Genomic DNA, 16,965 nt, shown 5'->3' with positions numbered 1-16,965 from the left:
TACGGCCCCGGTCATCGACCGGGGCCGTACGAGGTTGCGCCGCATGGTTTGACATGGTTTCCTGGGTATCAGCGTCGCGTGTCGATGGCGGACTGCACCAGGCTGATCTAGCGAAGCCTGACTCACCGCAGGCATGGAGGCGTCCTATCGCAAGGGGTCAACAGATGACCATTTCGTTCAACCACACCATTGTCGCCGCGCTGGACCGTCAAGAGTCGGCGTGGTTCTTCACCCACATGTTCGGCCTGCCCGGACCGGTAGAGGTTGGGCACTTTCTTGCCGTCGAGCTCGATCATGGAGTTTCCTTGGATTTCGTCCAAGTTGAGAGGGACGCCGAGCTAGCGCCTCAGCACTACGCATTCCTGGTCTCCGAGAAGGACTTCGACGGCATCTACCAGCGGATCACAGACTTGAAACTTGATCACTGGACGGATCCACGCCAGTCGAGCACGGGCTTCAACACCAACGACGGTGGACGCGGCGTGTACTTCCTCGACCCGTCGGGCCACTTCCTCGAAGCGATCACCAAACCCTACGGCGGCTGAAACTCCCAGTGTCGGTTGAAACTACAAAGCGGCGCCTGCGGGAGATGAGGGATCCCACAGACGCCGCTCTAGTTCCGAATTACCCGATTAAGGGCCATCCGAAACGTTCAGTTGTAGTTCTGTGTGGGCGGGAGCGATGAACCTTGCTCCCGCAACCTACACAAACCTACTCGCCGGTTACTAACTCAGTATAGAGCTAGTTTCAGTGCTTAACCGGACAACCGGCAGTCTTGTAATCAACCTGAAACTCTTTGATGCCGTTGAGCCAACCGGAACGCAGGCGACGGGGGTCGCCGAGCCTGGTGATGTCCGGAAGATGGTCGGCAATCGCATTGAAAATCAGATCGATTTCGAGGCGTGCAAGGTTCGCTCCGACGCAGTAGTGCGCACCGGTGCCACCGAAGCCGACATGCGGATTGGGATCGCGCATGATGTCGAACTTGGTCGGGTTCTCGAAGGCGTCTTCGTCAAAGTTGGCCGATGCGTACATCATCACTACGCGGTCGCCCTTCTTGATCTTCTGGCCACCGACCTCGGTGTCCTCGAGCGCGGTGCGCTGGAAGGACGTAACCGGGGTTGCCCAACGAACGATCTCGTCAGCAGCGGTACTCGGACGTTCCTTCTTGTACAGCTCCCACTGGTCGGGATTGTCGAGGAACGCGACCATGCCGTGTGTGATGGCATTGCGAGTGGTCTCGTTGCCCGCGACCGCAAGCAGGATCACGAAGAAGCCGAATTCCTCTGGGGAGAGCTCATTTCCGTCGATGTCAGCTTCGATGAGCTTGGTGACGATGTCGTCAGCCGGGCACTTCTTGCGTGCGTCGGCCATCTGGTAGGCGTAGCCGAGGATCTCCATGGATGCGACATTCGGATCAATGTCGAACTCGGGGTCGTCGTACGACGTCATCTGGTTGGACCAGTCGAAGAGCTTCACGCGGTCTTCTTGCGGCACACCGAGAAGTTCGGCGATTGCCTGAAGCGGAAGCTCCGACGCGACCTGGGTGACGAAGTCGCCGGCACCGCTCTCGGCAGCTGCCTTCACAATCTTCTCGGCGCGCTCGGTCAGCTCTTCACGCAGGCTGTTGATGGCCCGAGGCGTGAAGCCGCGGGAAACCAGCTTGCGGAGTTTGGTGTGCTCCGGAGCATCCTTGTTGATGAGGATGAAGCGCTGCATCTCGACGTTCTCACGCGGGATGTCGTCGGCGAAGCGCGGAATCGCCGTGTTCTCGTGCGTCGAGAAGACGTCGTTGCGCTGCGAGACGTCGCGGACGTCTTCGTTCCGGCTGACGACCCAGTAACCCTCGTCCTGGAATCCACCGACCTCGGGCGGCTGCGGGTTCCACCACACCGGGGCGGTCTTCCGCAGTTCGGCGAATTCCTCGAAAGGCATCCGATCCGCGTAGATATCAGGGTCCGTGAAGTCGAATCCCTCGGGCAATGCGGGCTGTGCCACTACGTCTCTCCTAGCCTGAGCCTTTTCATCACCGGGGTGATGCGTATCCGTGATGTGTAACACGTTCTACTTACATTGAAACACAACCCTGCTTACTAGGGAAGGAAAGGTAGTCAGGTCTTGCTTCCAGCAGAGAACTTGTTCTACTTTTCATAACAAGGAAAGGAGCCCCACCATGGGCACACCAGTAATCGTCGAGGCCGTTCGCACCCCCATCGGAAAGCGCGGAGGTTGGCTCGCCGGCGTTCACGCGGCCGAGATCCTCGGTGCAGCACAGAAGGGTGTCCTCGAGCGTTCGGGAATCGACCCGATGCTGATCGAGCAGGTCATCGGCGGCTGTGTCACGCAGGCCGGCGCGCAGTCCAACAACATCACCCGCACCGCCTGGCTGCATGCCGGACTGCCCTGGCAGACCGGCGCCACCACCGTCGACTGCCAGTGCGGATCTGCGCAGCAGGCCAACCACTTGATCGCCGGCCTGATCGCCACGGGCGCCATCGACGCAGGCGTCGCCTGTGGCGTCGAGGCGATGAGCCAGGTTCCCCTCGGAGCAAACGTCGGCGACAAGGCCGGCCCCCGTCGTCCGGCATCGTGGGACATCGACCTGCCCGCCCAGTTCGAAGCTGCCGAGCGCATCGCACGTCGACGCGGACTGACTCGCGACGACCTCGAAGCCCTCGGTGTCCGCTCGCAGGCGCTGGCAAAGCAGGCTTGGGACGAAGGCCGCTTCGACCGTGAGGTGCTCGAACTTTCCGCACCCCAGATCGATAAGGAAGGAAACCTGACGGGCGAGACCAAACTGGTCAACCGCGATCAGGGTCTGCGCGATACGACGGCAGAAGCACTGGCTCGCTTGAAGCCGGTCATGGAAGGCGCAATCCACACTGCCGGAACGTCTTCGCAGATTTCCGACGGCGCAGCCGCCATCCTGCTGATGGACGAGGACAAGGCTCGCGCGCTCGGCCTCAAGCCCCGTGCCCGCATCATCTCGCAAGCTCTCGTCGGTGCCGAAACCGAGTTCCACCTCGACGGCCCGGTACAGGCCACGACCAAGGTCCTCGAGAAGAGCGGCATGAAGATCGGCGATCTCGATCTGTTCGAGGTCAATGAAGCATTTGCCGCGGTCGCTCTGTCCTGGGCTCAGGTTCACGGACCGGACTTCGACAAGGTCAACGTCAACGGCGGCGCCCTCGCTCTCGGACATCCCGTCGGCAGCACCGGCTCACGTCTGATCACGACCGCTCTGCACGAACTCGAGCGTCGTGACGGTTCCACCGCGTTGATCACGATGTGCGCCGGCGGCGCACTGGCAACCGGCACGATCATCGAGCGCATCTGAAATGAGCACTCCCCCAGCTAAACCCAAGGGACTCGACGCACCGGCGACGGTCACCATCATCAAGTGGATGTCGAAAGCAAACGTCGCGATGTATCGAGCGACTGGTGGAAAGCTGGGCAGCACTTGGCGGGTCGGCAGTGCGTTGCGACGCGGACTGCCGATCTGTCTGCTCACCACAACGGGCCGCAAGTCCGGCGAGGAGCGCATCAGTCCGTTGCTGTTTCTCGAGGACAGCGACAATGTGATTCTGGTGGCGTCGCAAGGCGGGCTCCCCAAGAACCCGATGTGGTACCTCAACATCAAGGCCGATCCCGTGGTGACGGTGCAGATCAAGTCGCGGACCCGGTCGATGAAGGCCCGCGTTGCGACGGATGAGGAACGCACACAGCTGTGGCCGAAACTGACCGCGATGTACGCCGACTTCGACAACTACCAAGCCTGGACGGATCGAGTCATCCCGGTGATCGTGTGTGAGCCGCTGAAACAGCCCTGAGACGCGTGCCACCTCGTGTCGTGAGACCAACGGGTGCCATCTGCGGAGAAGTGACGCAGTATTGAGTCGTAACGGTCCGCACGACACTACGTTTGCAGCCTCGAACAGCAAGGAGTCTTTATGACGACGCACATTCAAGATCAGATCCTGGACCGTCGAGAGCTCACCGCCGCGCTCGTTCGCGCGTTGGAACGACGGCATGAGGTTCTGGATGCCGTCGTCGACAGCGCTGATCATCAGGCTGCCGTGACGACGGTTGCAGAACTGCTCGGCACCTCCGCCACTAACGCGGAGGCCGTGTTGGGCCTCAAGTTCAGTGCCCTGACCAAAGCGGCACGCGACCGCATCCAGAGCGAACTCGAGGACCTCGACGCCACCCTGGAATGGACCACCGTGGATCGTCCGGCCAGCAGCGGCGCGCACTTCAATCTGCGCCCGTTCAGCACCAGCCCGGAGGACGCGGCGCTGTTCGCTACACGTTCGGCAGAACAGCTCGACGAGAACGGCGCTCCGTGGGCAGAGGATCGAATCGGAGCGGAGCGGACAGCGGGCTTGGGCCGCATCGAAGACGAAAGCGCAGCTTGGTTTGTCGCCGAAGATGTTTCAGCCGGTGTTCCGGAGAGCGTCGGCCTGGTTTTCGGTGAGCTCACCGATCAGGAAGTGAATGTCGCGATCTGGATCGCTCCGCAGGCCCGTAAGAAGGGCTACGGCACGGCCTGCATCAAGCATGCACGCCGCGAGCTGGCTGCCGAGTTCCCGGGCACTGTTCTGGTGGTTCGGGCAAAGGCTTAACCCTCTTGCTGTGCGCCTTTATTAACCGCCCGCGGTTAATAAAGGCGCACAGCAAGTTCAGCGGGCATACATGATCACTCCGACTCCGACGAGGCAGATCACCGCACCGGCGATATCGAAACGGTCCGGCCGGAAGCCGTCCATCACCACCGCCCAGAGCAATGAACCGGCAACGAATATTCCACCGTAGGCAGCCAGGATTCGACCGAAATTGGCGTCGGGTTGCATAGTCGCAACCAAACCGTAGAGACCCAGCGAGATCACGCCGAGGCCGACCCAGATCCAGCCTTTGTGCTCACGAATCCCCTGCCACACCAACCATGCCCCACCGATTTCGAGTACGGCGGCAAGGACGAACAGCAGTAGCGAGCGAGCGACGGTCATGCCGCACAGACTAGCGTCCGCACACACTCACCCATCGCCGCCGCGAAACGTACGCCTCGTCCGGATACGAAAAAGGCCCGGTGCGAATACTTCTCGCACCGGGCCTTCGTCGAAAGATGTCAGCGGTTCCAGTCGCCCAATCCGTCAGTGCCGCTGAGGACTCCGCCGGCTGTGTTCTGCACGATCACCGGATCACCCTTGCCGGCATTGTCGAAGAACCATTTGGCGTTCTCGGTACTGACATTGAGGCAACCGTGGCTCACGTTGGTGAACCCCTGCTGCGCTACCGACCAGGGCGCCGCATGAACGAAGATGCCGCTGTAGGAGATTCGTGACGCGTACTCGACGTAGGTGCGATAGCCCTCGGGCGAGTCGATCGGAACGCCGTAAGTGGACGAGTCCATGTACATATCGCGCAGCTGCTCGCCGACGATGTAGGTGCCGTTCGGGGTTTCGTGGCCGGGCTTACCGAAAGACGTCGGCATGGTGCGAACCACTTCACCATTGCGTGTGACGGTGATCTGCTTGGTGTTGTCGTCGGCGACGGTGACGAGTGCATCACCGATGTTGAACGTGGAGTGCGAATCTCCGGCGTCGACGGTCACGGAGATATTGGCCGGCCAGAACTGCGCCGGCTTCCAGCGCACCTGGCTGTCGTTGATCCAGTAGAAGCTACCGTCGACAGCTGGGTTGGTCGTGACGCGAATTGCGCGTTCCGCGGTAGCACGGTCACCGATCGCTTCGTTGAATCGAATGATGACGGGCTGGGCAATTCCGACGCGCTCACCGTTGTACGGGTTGACCGACGGCGCCGAGAAGTTGGGGACACCGATGGGCGGGACCGGAATCTGCGCCGGAGTACCCAGGAAGCCGGGCATCGCCGGATCCAAGCCTGGAATGCCGACAACGACGGGTACCGGAACATCCGGTCCGCCCGGATAAAGCGGGAAGGCCGTGGCAGGTCCGGCAAGAGCGAGTCCGGCCGCCACTGCCCCGACAATTGCCACAGCGATCCGTGACGTCCGACGTACTCGTTTGCTGACCATGTCACTTCTTTCGTTCGTTCACGTGCACACGCATGCATGCGAGGCGGCGTCGGCACCCGCCTGGTGCCGACGCCAACGTCCCTGTTCTCCGCTTAACGGCCAACAGGCACGATCGGGAGCAAACCTCACATTCCCCTTGTTATTAACACACAAAACGGGAAATCGGGCAATACGAGCGTTCGCTGGACCGTAGCTACCGTGGGTGCGCACGTTTGACGGCACGCATTTCGGTGAACCCGCAATTAGCTTCCGCATCTGACGGGATCGGCTTTCCGTTTTCACGACGGAGGTGCACGGTGAACTGGAGCAGCGCCGTACCGGACAGCGCGCTGTGGCTGGCCAAGGCCTACGTGATCTCGGCAGTCGTCTTTGCGATCGTGGTGGTGCTGCTCGCGCGTTTCACCCGCTGGGGACGCCAGTTTCGACGGATGGCGTGGCCGTACTTCAATCCCCGTCGCACCCCGGTCCCGATGCTGATCCTCGCAGTTTTATTGTTACTCACCGTCTTCGGTGTCCGCGTGACCGTGTTGTTCTCCTACTGGTACAAGGATTTCTACGACACCATCCAAAACCTCGACGAAGCCGGATTCTGGCACTACCTCGGAGTATTCGCCATTCTGGCGGTCATCCACGTCGTAACTTCTCTGGTCACCTACCTGATGGGGCAAACCCTCGAGATCAAGTGGCGTACCTGGCTCAACGATCAACTGACCGACGATTGGCTCGACGGCCGGGCGTACTACCGAGGAAATTTTCTGGCGGACCCGATCGACAATCCTGATCAGCGCATCCAGACGGACATCACAACTTTCGTGGCATCCTCGGACACGCTGTCGATGGGTGCGGTCACCGCGATGGTGTCGATCGTGAGCTTCACCAGAATCTTGTGGGATCTCTCCGGACCGCTGACCATTTTCGGTACCGAGATCCCGCGGGCCATGATCTTCCTGGTCTACATCTATGTGCTGGTGAGCACCGCGCTCGCGTTCTGGATCGGCCGTCCGCTGATCATGCTGAACTTCATGAACGAGAAGCTAGGGGCAACCTTCCGCTACGCCTTGGTGCGTCTGCGCGAATACGGTGAGAGCATCGCCTTCTATCGCGGCGAGAACGTCGAACGCCGGACGCTGGGAACGCGTTTCGCCGCCGTTATCCGCAACATGTGGGCCATCGTTTTTCGGACGCTCAAATTCAGCGGTTTCAATCTGGCGGTGAATCAGACCGCTGTCATCTTCCCCTTCCTGGTGCAGGGGTCGCGGTTGTTCAAAGGTCAGGTGACCTTCGGCGACGTCATGCAGACCGCGCAAGCCTTTGGCCAAGTACATGATTCGCTGTCCTTCTTCCGTGAGTCGTACGCAGAATTCGCGAGTTTCCGGGCCACCCTTATTCGCCTTACCGGCCTCGCCGACGCCAATCAGCGTGCTCGCACACTACCGGTACTCGACGTCTCCGAGTCCGGCGACCAACTCGTCATCCGAAGTCTCGACGTGCGCGTGCCTTCCGGTGAAACCCTGATCTCCGAACTTGACCTGACTCTGGATTCCGGCGACGCCCTACTGGTCAAAGGTGCGTCGGGCAGCGGCAAGACCACCCTGCTACGCAGTCTCGCGCAGTTGTGGCCGTATGCGAACGGATCCGTGAAGCGACCGACCGGCGAAACCCTTTTCCTCTCACAACGCCCGTATCTGCCCCTCGGCTCGCTGCGCGCGGGGTTGGCGTATCCGGATCAGCAGGCCGCCGCCGACGGCACACTCCGGGCGGTCCTGGACAAGGTGCAACTCGCTCATCTGGCCGGCCGACTCGACGAGGTGGCCGATTGGACCCGGATTCTTTCACCCGGCGAACAACAGCGACTGGCGTTCGCGCGGGTTGTGTTGGTCCACCCCCGGACCGTGTTCCTCGACGAGGCAACGTCCGCGATCGACGAAGGGCTCGAATACTCGTTGTACAGAATGCTCCGCGACGAGTTGCCCGACAGCATTGTCGTCAGCGTGGGTCATCGCAGCACACTGAACGTTTTTCACAATCGCCAACTCGAACTGCAGGGTTCGGGACAGTGGTCACTCACCGAACAGGTGGAGTGAGGCGGTCCCGAACCTGCAATCGTCAGCTCTCGGCGCGAGAGGCTGCGAGCATCGATTCAATGGAGATGAACTTGGTTCGGGGGCGCCCCACGGCAGCACCGGAAGCGCGTTCTGCCTTGTCGATACGCTGCCACCCCTGATAATCCACTTGATCCGGCGAGCGATCCGCGAGGAGGACCGTCAGCTTCTCGGAATCAGCTTCGGGAGCTGCAAGTCGACCACTGGCAAAGTCGTCGAAGATCATCGACACGGTCTCGGCCGAGCAGTACTTGTTCGTACCGATCACGCCGCTGGGTCCGCGCTTGATCCAGCCTGCAACGTAGACACCCGGTATCGGAGCTCCGGATTCCGTATCGATGACACGGCCGTTCTCGTTGGGAATGACACCCCGCGCTTCGTCGAACGGCAGATCTGCGACGGGAGTTCCGCGGTAGCCGACGGACCGTAGGACCAGTCCGGTGTCGATGGTTTCGGTTTCCGAGGTGGCTCGCGCCGAAAGCTGACCCGTCGGCGTTGCTACCAGCTCGTTTTTCACGATGCGTACCTGCTCCACAGCACCGTCTCCGAGAATCTCCACCGGCGAGGCGAGGAACCGCAGCACGATGCGCTTGCGTGCGGGATCAGCGGTGCGCGACGCGAATTCCTGCGCTTGCTTGACCTTGAGCAGCACCGACGGTTCTGCTGCGTCGCTCTCGACAAATGCGCGACTGGCGTCGTCGAGTTCGGCCTCGGCCGGATCGACCACCACGTCGACGTCGGCCATCAGACCAAGCGCCAACAGCTCGGGGTTGGTGTAAGCGGCCTGAGCCGGACCGCGACGACCCAGGATGACAACCTCACGAATATTGCTCTTACGCAACGCTTCCAGCGCGTGGTCGGCAAGGTCCGTCTTTGCAAGCACGTCGGGATCCGTAACCAGAATGCGTGCGACGTCGAGGGCGACATTTCCGTTGCCGACGATGACGGCCCGCTCACCGGACAGATCGAACGTGCGGTCGGCGTAACTCGGGTGACCGTTGTACCAGGCCACGAACTCTGTCGCGGCGTGACTTCCCGGCAGATCCTCACCGGGGATATCGAGCTTGCGGTCGCCGGCTGCACCGACCGCGTAGATCACTGCATGGTGATGCTCGAGCAGTTCGGCATGCGAGATGTGGTTTCCCACCTCGACATTGAAATGGCAATGCACGGTCTTCTTGGCGACGACGGCGCGGAACTGGTCGGTGACGCCCTTGGTGCCCGGATGATCCGGGGCAACGCCCGCGCGAACCAATCCGTACGGAGTGGGCAGGCGATCGAAGATGTCGACCTCGACGCGAGGCTTGCCGGTCAGTTCCATTGCGGCGTAACAGGCTGCTGGACCGGAGCCGACGATAGCAACCTTCAGTGTTCCCAGTTCGGCATCGATCTTGGCCATCTTGATCGGCTCGGGCCAGTCCGGACCCATCGGATGCTTTTCGAAGTACGACGCGTTCATTGCGAGGTACGGCGCGTCAGCTTCACTGAGCTCGTTGTCGGGGAAAATGGCCTCGACCGGGCACTCGTCCACACACGCACCGCAGTCGATGCAGGTGTCGGGGTCGATGTAGAGCATTTCGGTGGTCGCGAATTGCGCTTCGTCCGGTGTCGGATGAATGCAGTTGACCGGACACACGTCAACACACGAGGCGTCGTTGCAGCACGGCTGCGTGATCACATACGCCATAGCTTTCCCCTATCCCTGAAACACGAGCACATCTATGTCCAGACTATAACGTGTTCCAATTCGGCGCGAGAATCGTTGTCAGACGACTCCATTGCATTTCAACACGAAAATGGCCTTCACCGTGGCATGACCACGCCATTCCAGCGTCGCGGCCGGTGAATAGCTGTCGAAATCCACGCTCCACCCACCATCGGCCTGCTGCCGGGACGCCAGGGACGACAGTTCAGCGGACATCACTGCCGCATCGAAAAGGGAACGCGAGGGGCCACCGGGAAACGGAGAGAAATCGAGTGGCCGCATGTTCTCCCCCGTCGCACCGCCCTCGACGTGAACCACGCCGTTCCGCGGAATCCGAGCACCGAGCCTCTCTGTCAACGATTCGGCCTCGGGATACTGCCGATGAATCGCATCGAGAAATTGCAGCGCGAACGCCAACTCGAGAGCGCCCCGGACCTCGGCATTGTTGATCGCATCGAGACAGAATCGAACTGCCGCACCGAACCATGGATGCTGCGCCACCACGGGATCGAACTCGGCGACCCTCGCCGCAGCAGCGCACACAATTGCGGTGATCTGCAACGACGATGCGCTCGGATCGGCACTCACCCAGAACGGAGCGCACGCCGCCGGATCCGAAATCGGAAGTGCAAACGGCAGGCCACCGTCGGCGAGCGAGGCCGACTGCAGCCAGGCGCACAGTTGGTGCGCCTGCGGCGTCGGCGCACCGACATCTGCAAACACCTCGAAGGCGTGCAGTGCACCTCCCGGCTGACTGGATACCGAACGCAGATCAGGTTCGAGGCCCCAGCCGTATCCACCGTCGAGGTTCCGATAGCCGTCGACGGCTGCCAGTGCCGCGTCGCGATTTCCCTGCCCGAGCACAAGATTCAGACGATGCCGATCGACGGTCCGGGCATGGCCGGCCATGAATTGGATTGCGGCCGAAAGGTCAACACCCACACATCACCTCGAAACTCAGATTTCGCCGCTGTCGATTCGGAATCCGACCTTCAACGTGACCTGAAAATGGGCCACCACACCGTTCTCGATGTGACCGCGAGTTTCCACAACCTCGAACCACTCGAGATTGCGCACAGTCTCGTTGGCCCGGGCGATTGCCGTGCGGATTGCCGCGTCACTGCTTTCCGTGGACGAACCGACAATCTCCGTCACGCGATACACGTTGCTACTCATGATGTTCCCTTCAGTTGTCAGGACCGCCGTGCCAACTCCTGCGCCTCAGCACCCAATCGTGCCAATCGAAGATCACCCAGCGCTGTCACCGCACTACCCAGCCTGTTGGTAGTAAAGCCCAACGAGAGACCGCTGTCGAGATCTGCATACGCTCCCGAACCGCCAACACCGTAGTGTCCGATGGCGTTACGCGGTTGTCGACGCGCAGCAATGATCGGCGGGTGATACCCGAGTGCCCAGTTGGGCCGCACCGCAAGCACGTAGTCACGATCACGCGTCTGGATCGTTGCCATCTGTTCGATGGTCGATTCCTTCAGAAACCGCTTCCCGTCGATCATGCCGCCGTTTGCGATGGCGCCGTACATCTTTGCCAGGGCCCGGGCGCTGAACACGCCGTTCCAGCCCGGCATCACCGCGTCGTGTACCGCCGGGTTGCGCACCATGACGTCGAATCCGTCGGGCATCGCCGCCTCGGCCAGTCCGCGGGTCGGTCCGACGTGAGAGAGCACAGTTGAAGCAAACGCCCAGTTGAGACCGGCAGGATTGATGTGCGGGAACAGCTTTGCGATGCGTGTTCGCTCGGATTCAGGTACGCGATACCAGAACTCGTCAATTCCGAGCGGCTTCGCGATTTCGGCATCGACAACATCCGTGAAGGGCATACCCGTCACCCGGGAAACCAATTCGGCGACCAGCCAGCCGTACGTCACAGCGTGATAGCCGGGGCCCTTGAGCCGACGCGGATCCGGTTTGCTGGCCGCCAACGCCGCTACGACGGCGTCGTAGTTCATGAGATCGAGCGGACGCGGCATCAGACCACGCACTTTGTGTAGCCCGGCTCGGTGCGACATCAATTCACGGACGGTGATCTTCTCTTTGCCGGCCGCTCCGAATTCCGGCCAGTACTGAGCTACCGGTGCGTCGTAGTCGATGAGCCCACGCTCGGCCAACCGATGTACGACGGTACTGGCCACACCTTTACCGGTGGAAAACGAGAGTGCGACGGTGTCGTGGTCCCAACGACGATCTCGGTCGGCGTATCCGGCCCAGATGTCGAGTACTTTCTCGCCGCCCTGGTACGCAACCAGCGCGCCGCCGCCTTGCTGCGGTTGCCGGTACATCGCAAAGAATCGGTCGGCCAGCGGCAGGAATCGCCGATCCACATGCAGTTCGGTTCGAGCGGGCACCTCTGCGTGTGCGAGTGAACCGCGTCGAGCATTGGCAGTCATCGCGTCCTCCGATCCCGTAGATCAAGACAAACCGCCTGATCGACCACTACAGCTTTACATATTTGTGACCGGTGTCACGATGTGAACTGTAGCGCTGGTCACAGTCACGGCAGCGTCCAGGTCGATGTTCCGTCACTGAAACACCCCTGACCTGTGGCAACGTTGAAAACCAGAGTGGGACCGCCGTCACAGATCGCTCCCACGTCAGCGTCTCCGACGGCGGCTCGGCCACCGGGACCACTCAGAACCACCGAGAAGGGCGACGACGTGGTGCGGCCGAGCGCAAGCGAGTCCGGCCCGAAGGCAAATGCCGCAAGCATTCCGCCACGTGCCTCCGCCGCGCCTACCCCGCCGAACAGTCCGAAACCGGCAGCCAGACCCCCGTCTCTGGCGTCAGCGGCTCCGATTCCGTCTTGCTCGACGTGAGAGATCGCTGAACTGGTGGGATCGACCACCGCCCGGCACGCGGAGTGGCCGTCCACCATTGTTTGATCCTGGCCGTTGCGATCGCCACCCCTGGCCGCACAGTCCAACGTGGCGGCCGATGCGGGGGAACCTGCGATCAGCATTACTGAGGCTGCGACGGCCGCACCACCGGCGGCCGACGCGACTATTCGATAAATCCGGCGATCCATGCCAACCCCCACGATGCACTGACTGTTCCGATATATCCGTTTCAGACGCTACCCGTCTTCGTGCGGTCTATCTCGGTCTCGGCTCGGCTGCACGCGTTTCGGTTCACCCGGCATCTTGGGGTAGTTCGGTGGATACGGAAGATCACCCAGCCCCGCAGCGAGGTCCTTCTCGTACATTTCGAGCAGGATTTCGAGGGAAAATGCCTTGTCGTGCATGGCAGCCATCGGATCACCGCGCTTGGTCAGTAGGCCCGGAACCGTGGCAATCGTGCAATCGTCGGGATGCACGTCGCGTAATTCTTCCCAGGTCACCGGGGTGGATACCGTCGCTATGGGAGTTTTGCGCGCAGAATACGCAGCGGCAATGGTTCGGTCCCGAGCATTCTGATTGAAGTCAACGAATATCCGTTGACCGCGCTCCTCTTTCCACCAGGCCGTCGTCGCTCGATCGCCACTGCGGCGCTCCATCTCTCGGGCCAGGGCGATGCCGGCATGTCGAACCTCGACAAAATCCCAGCGCGGTTCGAGCGGAATGTAGACGTGTACCCCACGCCCACCAGAGGTCTTGGCGAAGCCTTCCAACCCGAGTTCCTCGAGCAGCGGACGCAACACCTCATCCGCGATCGCAACGGCGTCGGCGAAGTCCGTTCCGGGTTGCGGATCAAGATCGATTCGAAGCTCATCCGGATGATCGGTGTCAGGACACTTGACGGCCCACGGGTGGAACGTGATGGTTCCGAGGTTTGCCGCCCACACGATGTTTGCGGCGCTCTGCACCCGCAATACGTCGGCCTTTCGCCCGGACGGGAAGGTGACCTCACACGATTCCACGTGCTCAGGACGCTTGGCGGGCAACCGTTTTTGATACACCTCTTCGCCTTCGATTCCGTCGGGGAACCGTTGGAGATGCGTGGGTCGATCCTTGAGTGCTCGCAGCGCCGCACCCTGAAGCGCAACGGTCCGGTAGTACTCCACCAGATGACGTTTGGTGCCGCCCTCGGTGCCGAGCTTGGGGTAGTAGATCTTGTCGGGGCTGGAGAGACGGACCGCGATACCGTCGACATCCAGTTCTTCTGCCGGACTCGCCATCACACACCGCCTGCAAGGACATCTGCGAAGTCGTACCGCACGGGAACCTCCAACTGATCGAATGTGCACTCGTCAGGCACCCGGTCCGGACGCCAACGCAGGAACCGCGCGGCATGCCGGAAACGCGCCCCTTCCATCTGGTCGTACGCCACTTCCAGCACCCGCTCGGGACGGAGCGGTATCCAGGAACGATCAGCGGCCGACCGCCATCTGCTGGCCTCGCCCTCCGCTACGACGTCGTCACCGACGCGCAGCGGTTCGAGTTCAGCCAGCAACTCGATACGTCTTGCTGCGGTGAACGCGGAAGCGCCACCGACCATCTTCAATTCGGAACCGTCGAACAAGCCCAGGAGCATGGAACCGATACCGGGTTGACTCTTGTGCGGACGGTAGCCCAGCAGTACGACATCCGCAGTCCGGGCATGCTTGACCTTGATCATCTCGCGTTTGTTCGGCAGGTAAGGCCCGACGAGCTTCTTGGCGACCACACCGTCCAGACCGGCACCTTCGAACATCTCGAACCAACGCATCGCTTCGCCGGCGTCGGATGTCGCCGCCGTGACGTGGCAACTCGGACCCCCGCCGATACTTTCGACCAACAGCTTCCGTCGTTCCCCGAAGTCCCCGACCGAGGTGTCCCGATCACCTAACGCCAAGAGATCGAACCCGACAAATTGTGCCGGTGTCTGCTCGGCGAGAAGGGCCACTCGACTTGCCGCCGGATGGATACGCTCCGACAACGCTTCCCAGCTCAGACGTGTCACCCCGTCGACGTCCCGGGGAACTACTAGTTCGCCGTCCACGACGCAGCGCTCAGGTAGTTCGGCCCGGACGGCGTCGACCATTTCCGGAAAGTACCGAGCCAGGTCTTTGCCTCCGCGCGATCCGAGGACCACGTCGTCGCCGTCTCGAAAGATGATTGCCCGAAAGCCGTCCCATTTCGGTTCGTACGACCATGTCGGTTCACCGGACTCGGGCTGAACCGGCACGGCGGCCGCAGCCTTGGCCAGCATGGGGGCGAGCGGCGGCATCAGAGGAAGGTCCACCCACCCATCCTGACAGTCCGGTTCGCAATTCGACTACCGATGTACTGGAATAGGTCCCGACAATCCAAGATCGAACAGTAGGGGGACCCCATGTCCGAAATCGTGCGCCGACTGTGTGCGGCGGTGATCGCGACATCAGCCATCGCAGCTTTCACGGTCGGTTGCAGTTCAGATATCGAGCCCAAGGCCATCGCGGAATCATCATCCGCAGTGACTGAGACGACGATCCCCACCACCTCCAAGATCAACGGTCAAGAAGGCGTCGACGACGGCGGCGACGTCGACATCGATGTGGCGATCGGCGACTGCGTCGAGCTCAGTGGTACCGCCCACGACGCCAATATCGAGAATGCAGTGTGCGGAAGCATGGAATCCAACTACAAGGTGGTCTCCAAAGCGCCGACGTCCGACGACTGTGCCAGTGATGTCGATTCTGCGTACTACGAAACGTTTGCCGGAGACGAGCAAGGCGCTGTGTGCCTGGATGTCGACTGGGTTGTCGGTGGCTGCATCGACATGGGCACCGACTCGAATGACGATCAGCCGGTCCGTATCGATTGCTCGTCGAGCGGCGGAACCAATCCGGTTCGGGTAGTAGAGATTCTGCAGAATTCCAGCTCGTACACGGACTGCGGCGGCGAAGCCGATTCGGGACTCCAGTATCCGGAGCGAAACTTCACGGTGTGTATCGCAGAACTGTAAAACACTGTGCGCCTTTATTAACCGCCGGCGGTTAATAAAGGCGCACAGCAGGTTAGAGCCAGCCCCGGCGCTTGAAGACCGTATACAGAGTTCCGCACGTCAACACCATCATCGAAAGCGCAAACGGATACCCGAACTGCCAGTGCAGTTCCGGCATGTCGTCGAAGTTCATTCCGTACACGGTTCCGATCAAGGTCGGGGCGAAGAGAATAGCTGCCCACGCCGAGACCTTCTTGATTTCCTCGTTCTGCGCGTAGCTCGCATGCGTGAGGTTTCGCATTTCTTCATTCTGGTTCTGCGACACCAACGTTGCGTTCACGGTCAAGATATTGCCGAGGAGCTGACGGAATCCGTCGGCCTGCTCCACAACCGTCGTCGCATGGTCGGTGACGTCGCGGAGATAGCGCTGCAACTCTTCATCTGTGTGGTACTTGTCGAATCCGGCCGACAATCCTCGAAGCATGCCCAGCAGTGGCCGTGTGGCCCGCTGAAATTCGATCACTTCTCGGGTCAACTCGTAGATACGACGCGATACCCCGGGGTCACCACTGAAAACTTCGGTTTCGATCTCGTCGATGTCGTTCTGCAAACCGGCGACGACGGGCGCGTATCCGTCGACCACGGCGTCGAGGATTGCATAGAGAACTGCCTCGGTACCGAGTCGAAGCAGATCGGGATCGCTCTCCATCCTGGTCCGCACCGCGGAGAGATCCGGGGACTCACTGTGGCGAACTGTGAGAATGAAGTTGGGACCGCAAAAGATATGCAGCTCACCGAATTCGACGCGCTCGGTCTCGTCGCGGTACCGAGCGGCGCGCAGGACAACGAACAGCGTTTCTCCGTATCGCTCGAGTTTGGGCCGCTGATGCGCAACGATCGCGTCCTCGACTGCCAACTCGTGAAGATCGAAATGCTTTGCTGCGGCGTATAACTGAGCATCGTCGGGCCGATACATACCGATCCAGGCCATTGACTGCGAGTCCGGAAGACACGACAGCGCTTCGGCCAACGTCGACGGCGTGGCGATCCGCTCACCGTCGCGATACACACCACTGTTGACGATGGTGGATTCAACCGGCGCGACGACATCGACCGACGACGGCTTCACGACGACGCGAGCACCGCGGTTGTGACCGGAACGCGATTCACCGAAACCGGCAGAACGACGAGGCAAAGCTGACCGGGAAAACTTGAATTCGGGCATGCTGCAACAGCTTTCAAAGGAAGTG

Annotated in this window: 17 protein-coding genes; 6 read left to right on the top strand and 11 right to left on the bottom strand. The window is 61.1% G+C overall.

What is annotated here, in order from left to right; all coding sequences use genetic code 11:
- Positions 1 to 164: 164 nt before the first annotated feature.
- On the top strand, positions 165 to 545 hold the full coding sequence (locus MTX36_RS05560; protein ID WP_243618732.1) for a VOC family protein: 381 nt from the start codon (positions 165 to 167) through the stop codon (positions 543 to 545).
- 202 nt (positions 546 to 747) lie between these two features.
- Here MTX36_RS05560 and MTX36_RS05555 read toward each other — a convergent pair whose 3' ends face one another.
- Positions 748 to 1,998: a cytochrome P450 gene (locus MTX36_RS05555; RefSeq protein WP_243618731.1), complete on the bottom strand. Its 1,251-nt coding sequence runs from the start codon at positions 1,996 to 1,998 to the stop codon at positions 748 to 750.
- A 175-nt stretch (positions 1,999 to 2,173) separates the two neighbouring features.
- Here MTX36_RS05555 and MTX36_RS05550 point away from each other — a divergent pair, with 175 nt between their 5' ends.
- The 3 genes from MTX36_RS05550 (at position 2,174) to MTX36_RS05540 (ending at position 4,622) form a co-directional block, all read left to right on the top strand.
- Entirely contained in the window at positions 2,174 to 3,337 is a 1,164-nt protein-coding gene (locus MTX36_RS05550; protein ID WP_243618730.1) for a steroid 3-ketoacyl-CoA thiolase, read from the top strand.
- 1 nt (position 3,338) lies between these two features.
- A complete protein-coding gene (locus MTX36_RS05545) occupies positions 3,339 to 3,830 on the top strand; it encodes a nitroreductase family deazaflavin-dependent oxidoreductase (protein WP_243618729.1) in 492 nt (163 codons plus the stop codon).
- 120 nt (positions 3,831 to 3,950) lie between these two features.
- Positions 3,951 to 4,622: a GNAT family N-acetyltransferase gene (locus MTX36_RS05540; RefSeq protein WP_243618728.1), complete on the top strand. Its 672-nt coding sequence runs from the start codon at positions 3,951 to 3,953 to the stop codon at positions 4,620 to 4,622.
- Between the two features lie 57 nt (positions 4,623 to 4,679).
- Here MTX36_RS05540 and MTX36_RS05535 read toward each other — a convergent pair whose 3' ends face one another.
- Both MTX36_RS05535 and MTX36_RS05530 read right to left on the bottom strand, forming a co-directional pair.
- On the bottom strand, positions 4,680 to 5,006 hold the full coding sequence (locus MTX36_RS05535; RefSeq protein WP_094271150.1) for a YnfA family protein: 327 nt from the start codon (positions 5,004 to 5,006) through the stop codon (positions 4,680 to 4,682).
- A gap of 119 nt (positions 5,007 to 5,125) precedes the next feature.
- Complete coding sequence (locus MTX36_RS05530; RefSeq protein ID WP_243618727.1) at positions 5,126 to 6,052, bottom strand: Ig-like domain-containing protein; 927 nt, start codon at positions 6,050 to 6,052, stop codon at positions 5,126 to 5,128.
- A 296-nt stretch (positions 6,053 to 6,348) separates the two neighbouring features.
- Between MTX36_RS05530 and MTX36_RS05525 the strand changes: the two genes are divergently transcribed.
- Positions 6,349 to 8,136: an ABC transporter ATP-binding protein/permease gene (locus MTX36_RS05525; protein ID WP_243618726.1), complete on the top strand. Its 1,788-nt coding sequence runs from the start codon at positions 6,349 to 6,351 to the stop codon at positions 8,134 to 8,136.
- Between the two features lie 22 nt (positions 8,137 to 8,158).
- Here MTX36_RS05525 and MTX36_RS05520 read toward each other — a convergent pair whose 3' ends face one another.
- The 7 genes from MTX36_RS05520 to MTX36_RS05490 all read right to left on the bottom strand — a co-directional run bounded on the left by MTX36_RS05520 (position 8,159) and on the right by MTX36_RS05490 (position 15,034).
- Positions 8,159 to 9,841, bottom strand: a complete 1,683-nt coding sequence (locus MTX36_RS05520; protein ID WP_243618725.1) for an FAD-dependent oxidoreductase — start codon at positions 9,839 to 9,841, stop codon at positions 8,159 to 8,161.
- A 78-nt stretch (positions 9,842 to 9,919) separates the two neighbouring features.
- Complete coding sequence (locus tag MTX36_RS05515) at positions 9,920 to 10,801, bottom strand: hypothetical protein (protein ID WP_243618724.1); 882 nt, start codon at positions 10,799 to 10,801, stop codon at positions 9,920 to 9,922.
- 15 nt (positions 10,802 to 10,816) lie between these two features.
- On the bottom strand, positions 10,817 to 11,035 hold the full coding sequence (locus MTX36_RS05510; protein WP_243618723.1) for a dodecin: 219 nt from the start codon (positions 11,033 to 11,035) through the stop codon (positions 10,817 to 10,819).
- A gap of 17 nt (positions 11,036 to 11,052) precedes the next feature.
- Positions 11,053 to 12,264: a serine hydrolase domain-containing protein gene (locus MTX36_RS05505; protein ID WP_243618722.1), complete on the bottom strand. Its 1,212-nt coding sequence runs from the start codon at positions 12,262 to 12,264 to the stop codon at positions 11,053 to 11,055.
- 104 nt (positions 12,265 to 12,368) lie between these two features.
- Positions 12,369 to 12,899 (bottom strand): DUF6764 family protein, encoded by a 531-nt coding sequence (locus MTX36_RS05500; protein WP_243618721.1) that lies wholly within the window; start codon positions 12,897 to 12,899, stop codon positions 12,369 to 12,371.
- Positions 12,900 to 12,947: 48 nt separating this feature from the next.
- On the bottom strand, positions 12,948 to 13,988 hold the full coding sequence (gene ligD / locus MTX36_RS05495; protein WP_243618720.1) for a non-homologous end-joining DNA ligase: 1,041 nt from the start codon (positions 13,986 to 13,988) through the stop codon (positions 12,948 to 12,950).
- Positions 13,988 to 15,034, bottom strand: coding sequence for an ATP-dependent DNA ligase (locus MTX36_RS05490; RefSeq protein WP_243618719.1), 1,047 nt, complete (start codon positions 15,032 to 15,034; stop codon positions 13,988 to 13,990). Before MTX36_RS05490 ends, ligD begins: the two co-directional genes overlap by 1 nt.
- A gap of 90 nt (positions 15,035 to 15,124) precedes the next feature.
- On the opposite strand from MTX36_RS05490, the gene MTX36_RS05485 reads away from it, so the two are divergent.
- Positions 15,125 to 15,736, top strand: a complete 612-nt coding sequence (locus tag MTX36_RS05485) for a hypothetical protein (RefSeq protein ID WP_243618718.1) — start codon at positions 15,125 to 15,127, stop codon at positions 15,734 to 15,736.
- 52 nt (positions 15,737 to 15,788) lie between these two features.
- Here the strand turns inward: MTX36_RS05485 and MTX36_RS05480 are convergent, their stop codons facing one another.
- The gene (locus MTX36_RS05480) at positions 15,789 to 16,940 is read right to left on the bottom strand and encodes a magnesium and cobalt transport protein CorA (protein ID WP_243618717.1); all 1,152 of its coding nucleotides are present in this window, start codon (positions 16,938 to 16,940) and stop codon (positions 15,789 to 15,791) included.
- Positions 16,941 to 16,965 lie beyond the last annotated feature (25 nt).

The organism is Rhodococcus sp. ARC_M6, from assembly GCF_022810305.1.
Classification (GTDB): Bacteria; Actinomycetota; Actinomycetes; order Mycobacteriales; family Mycobacteriaceae; genus Rhodococcus_F.
Note: the sequence above shows the minus strand (reverse complement) of the source record. Positions and strands in the feature narration are given on the sequence as shown.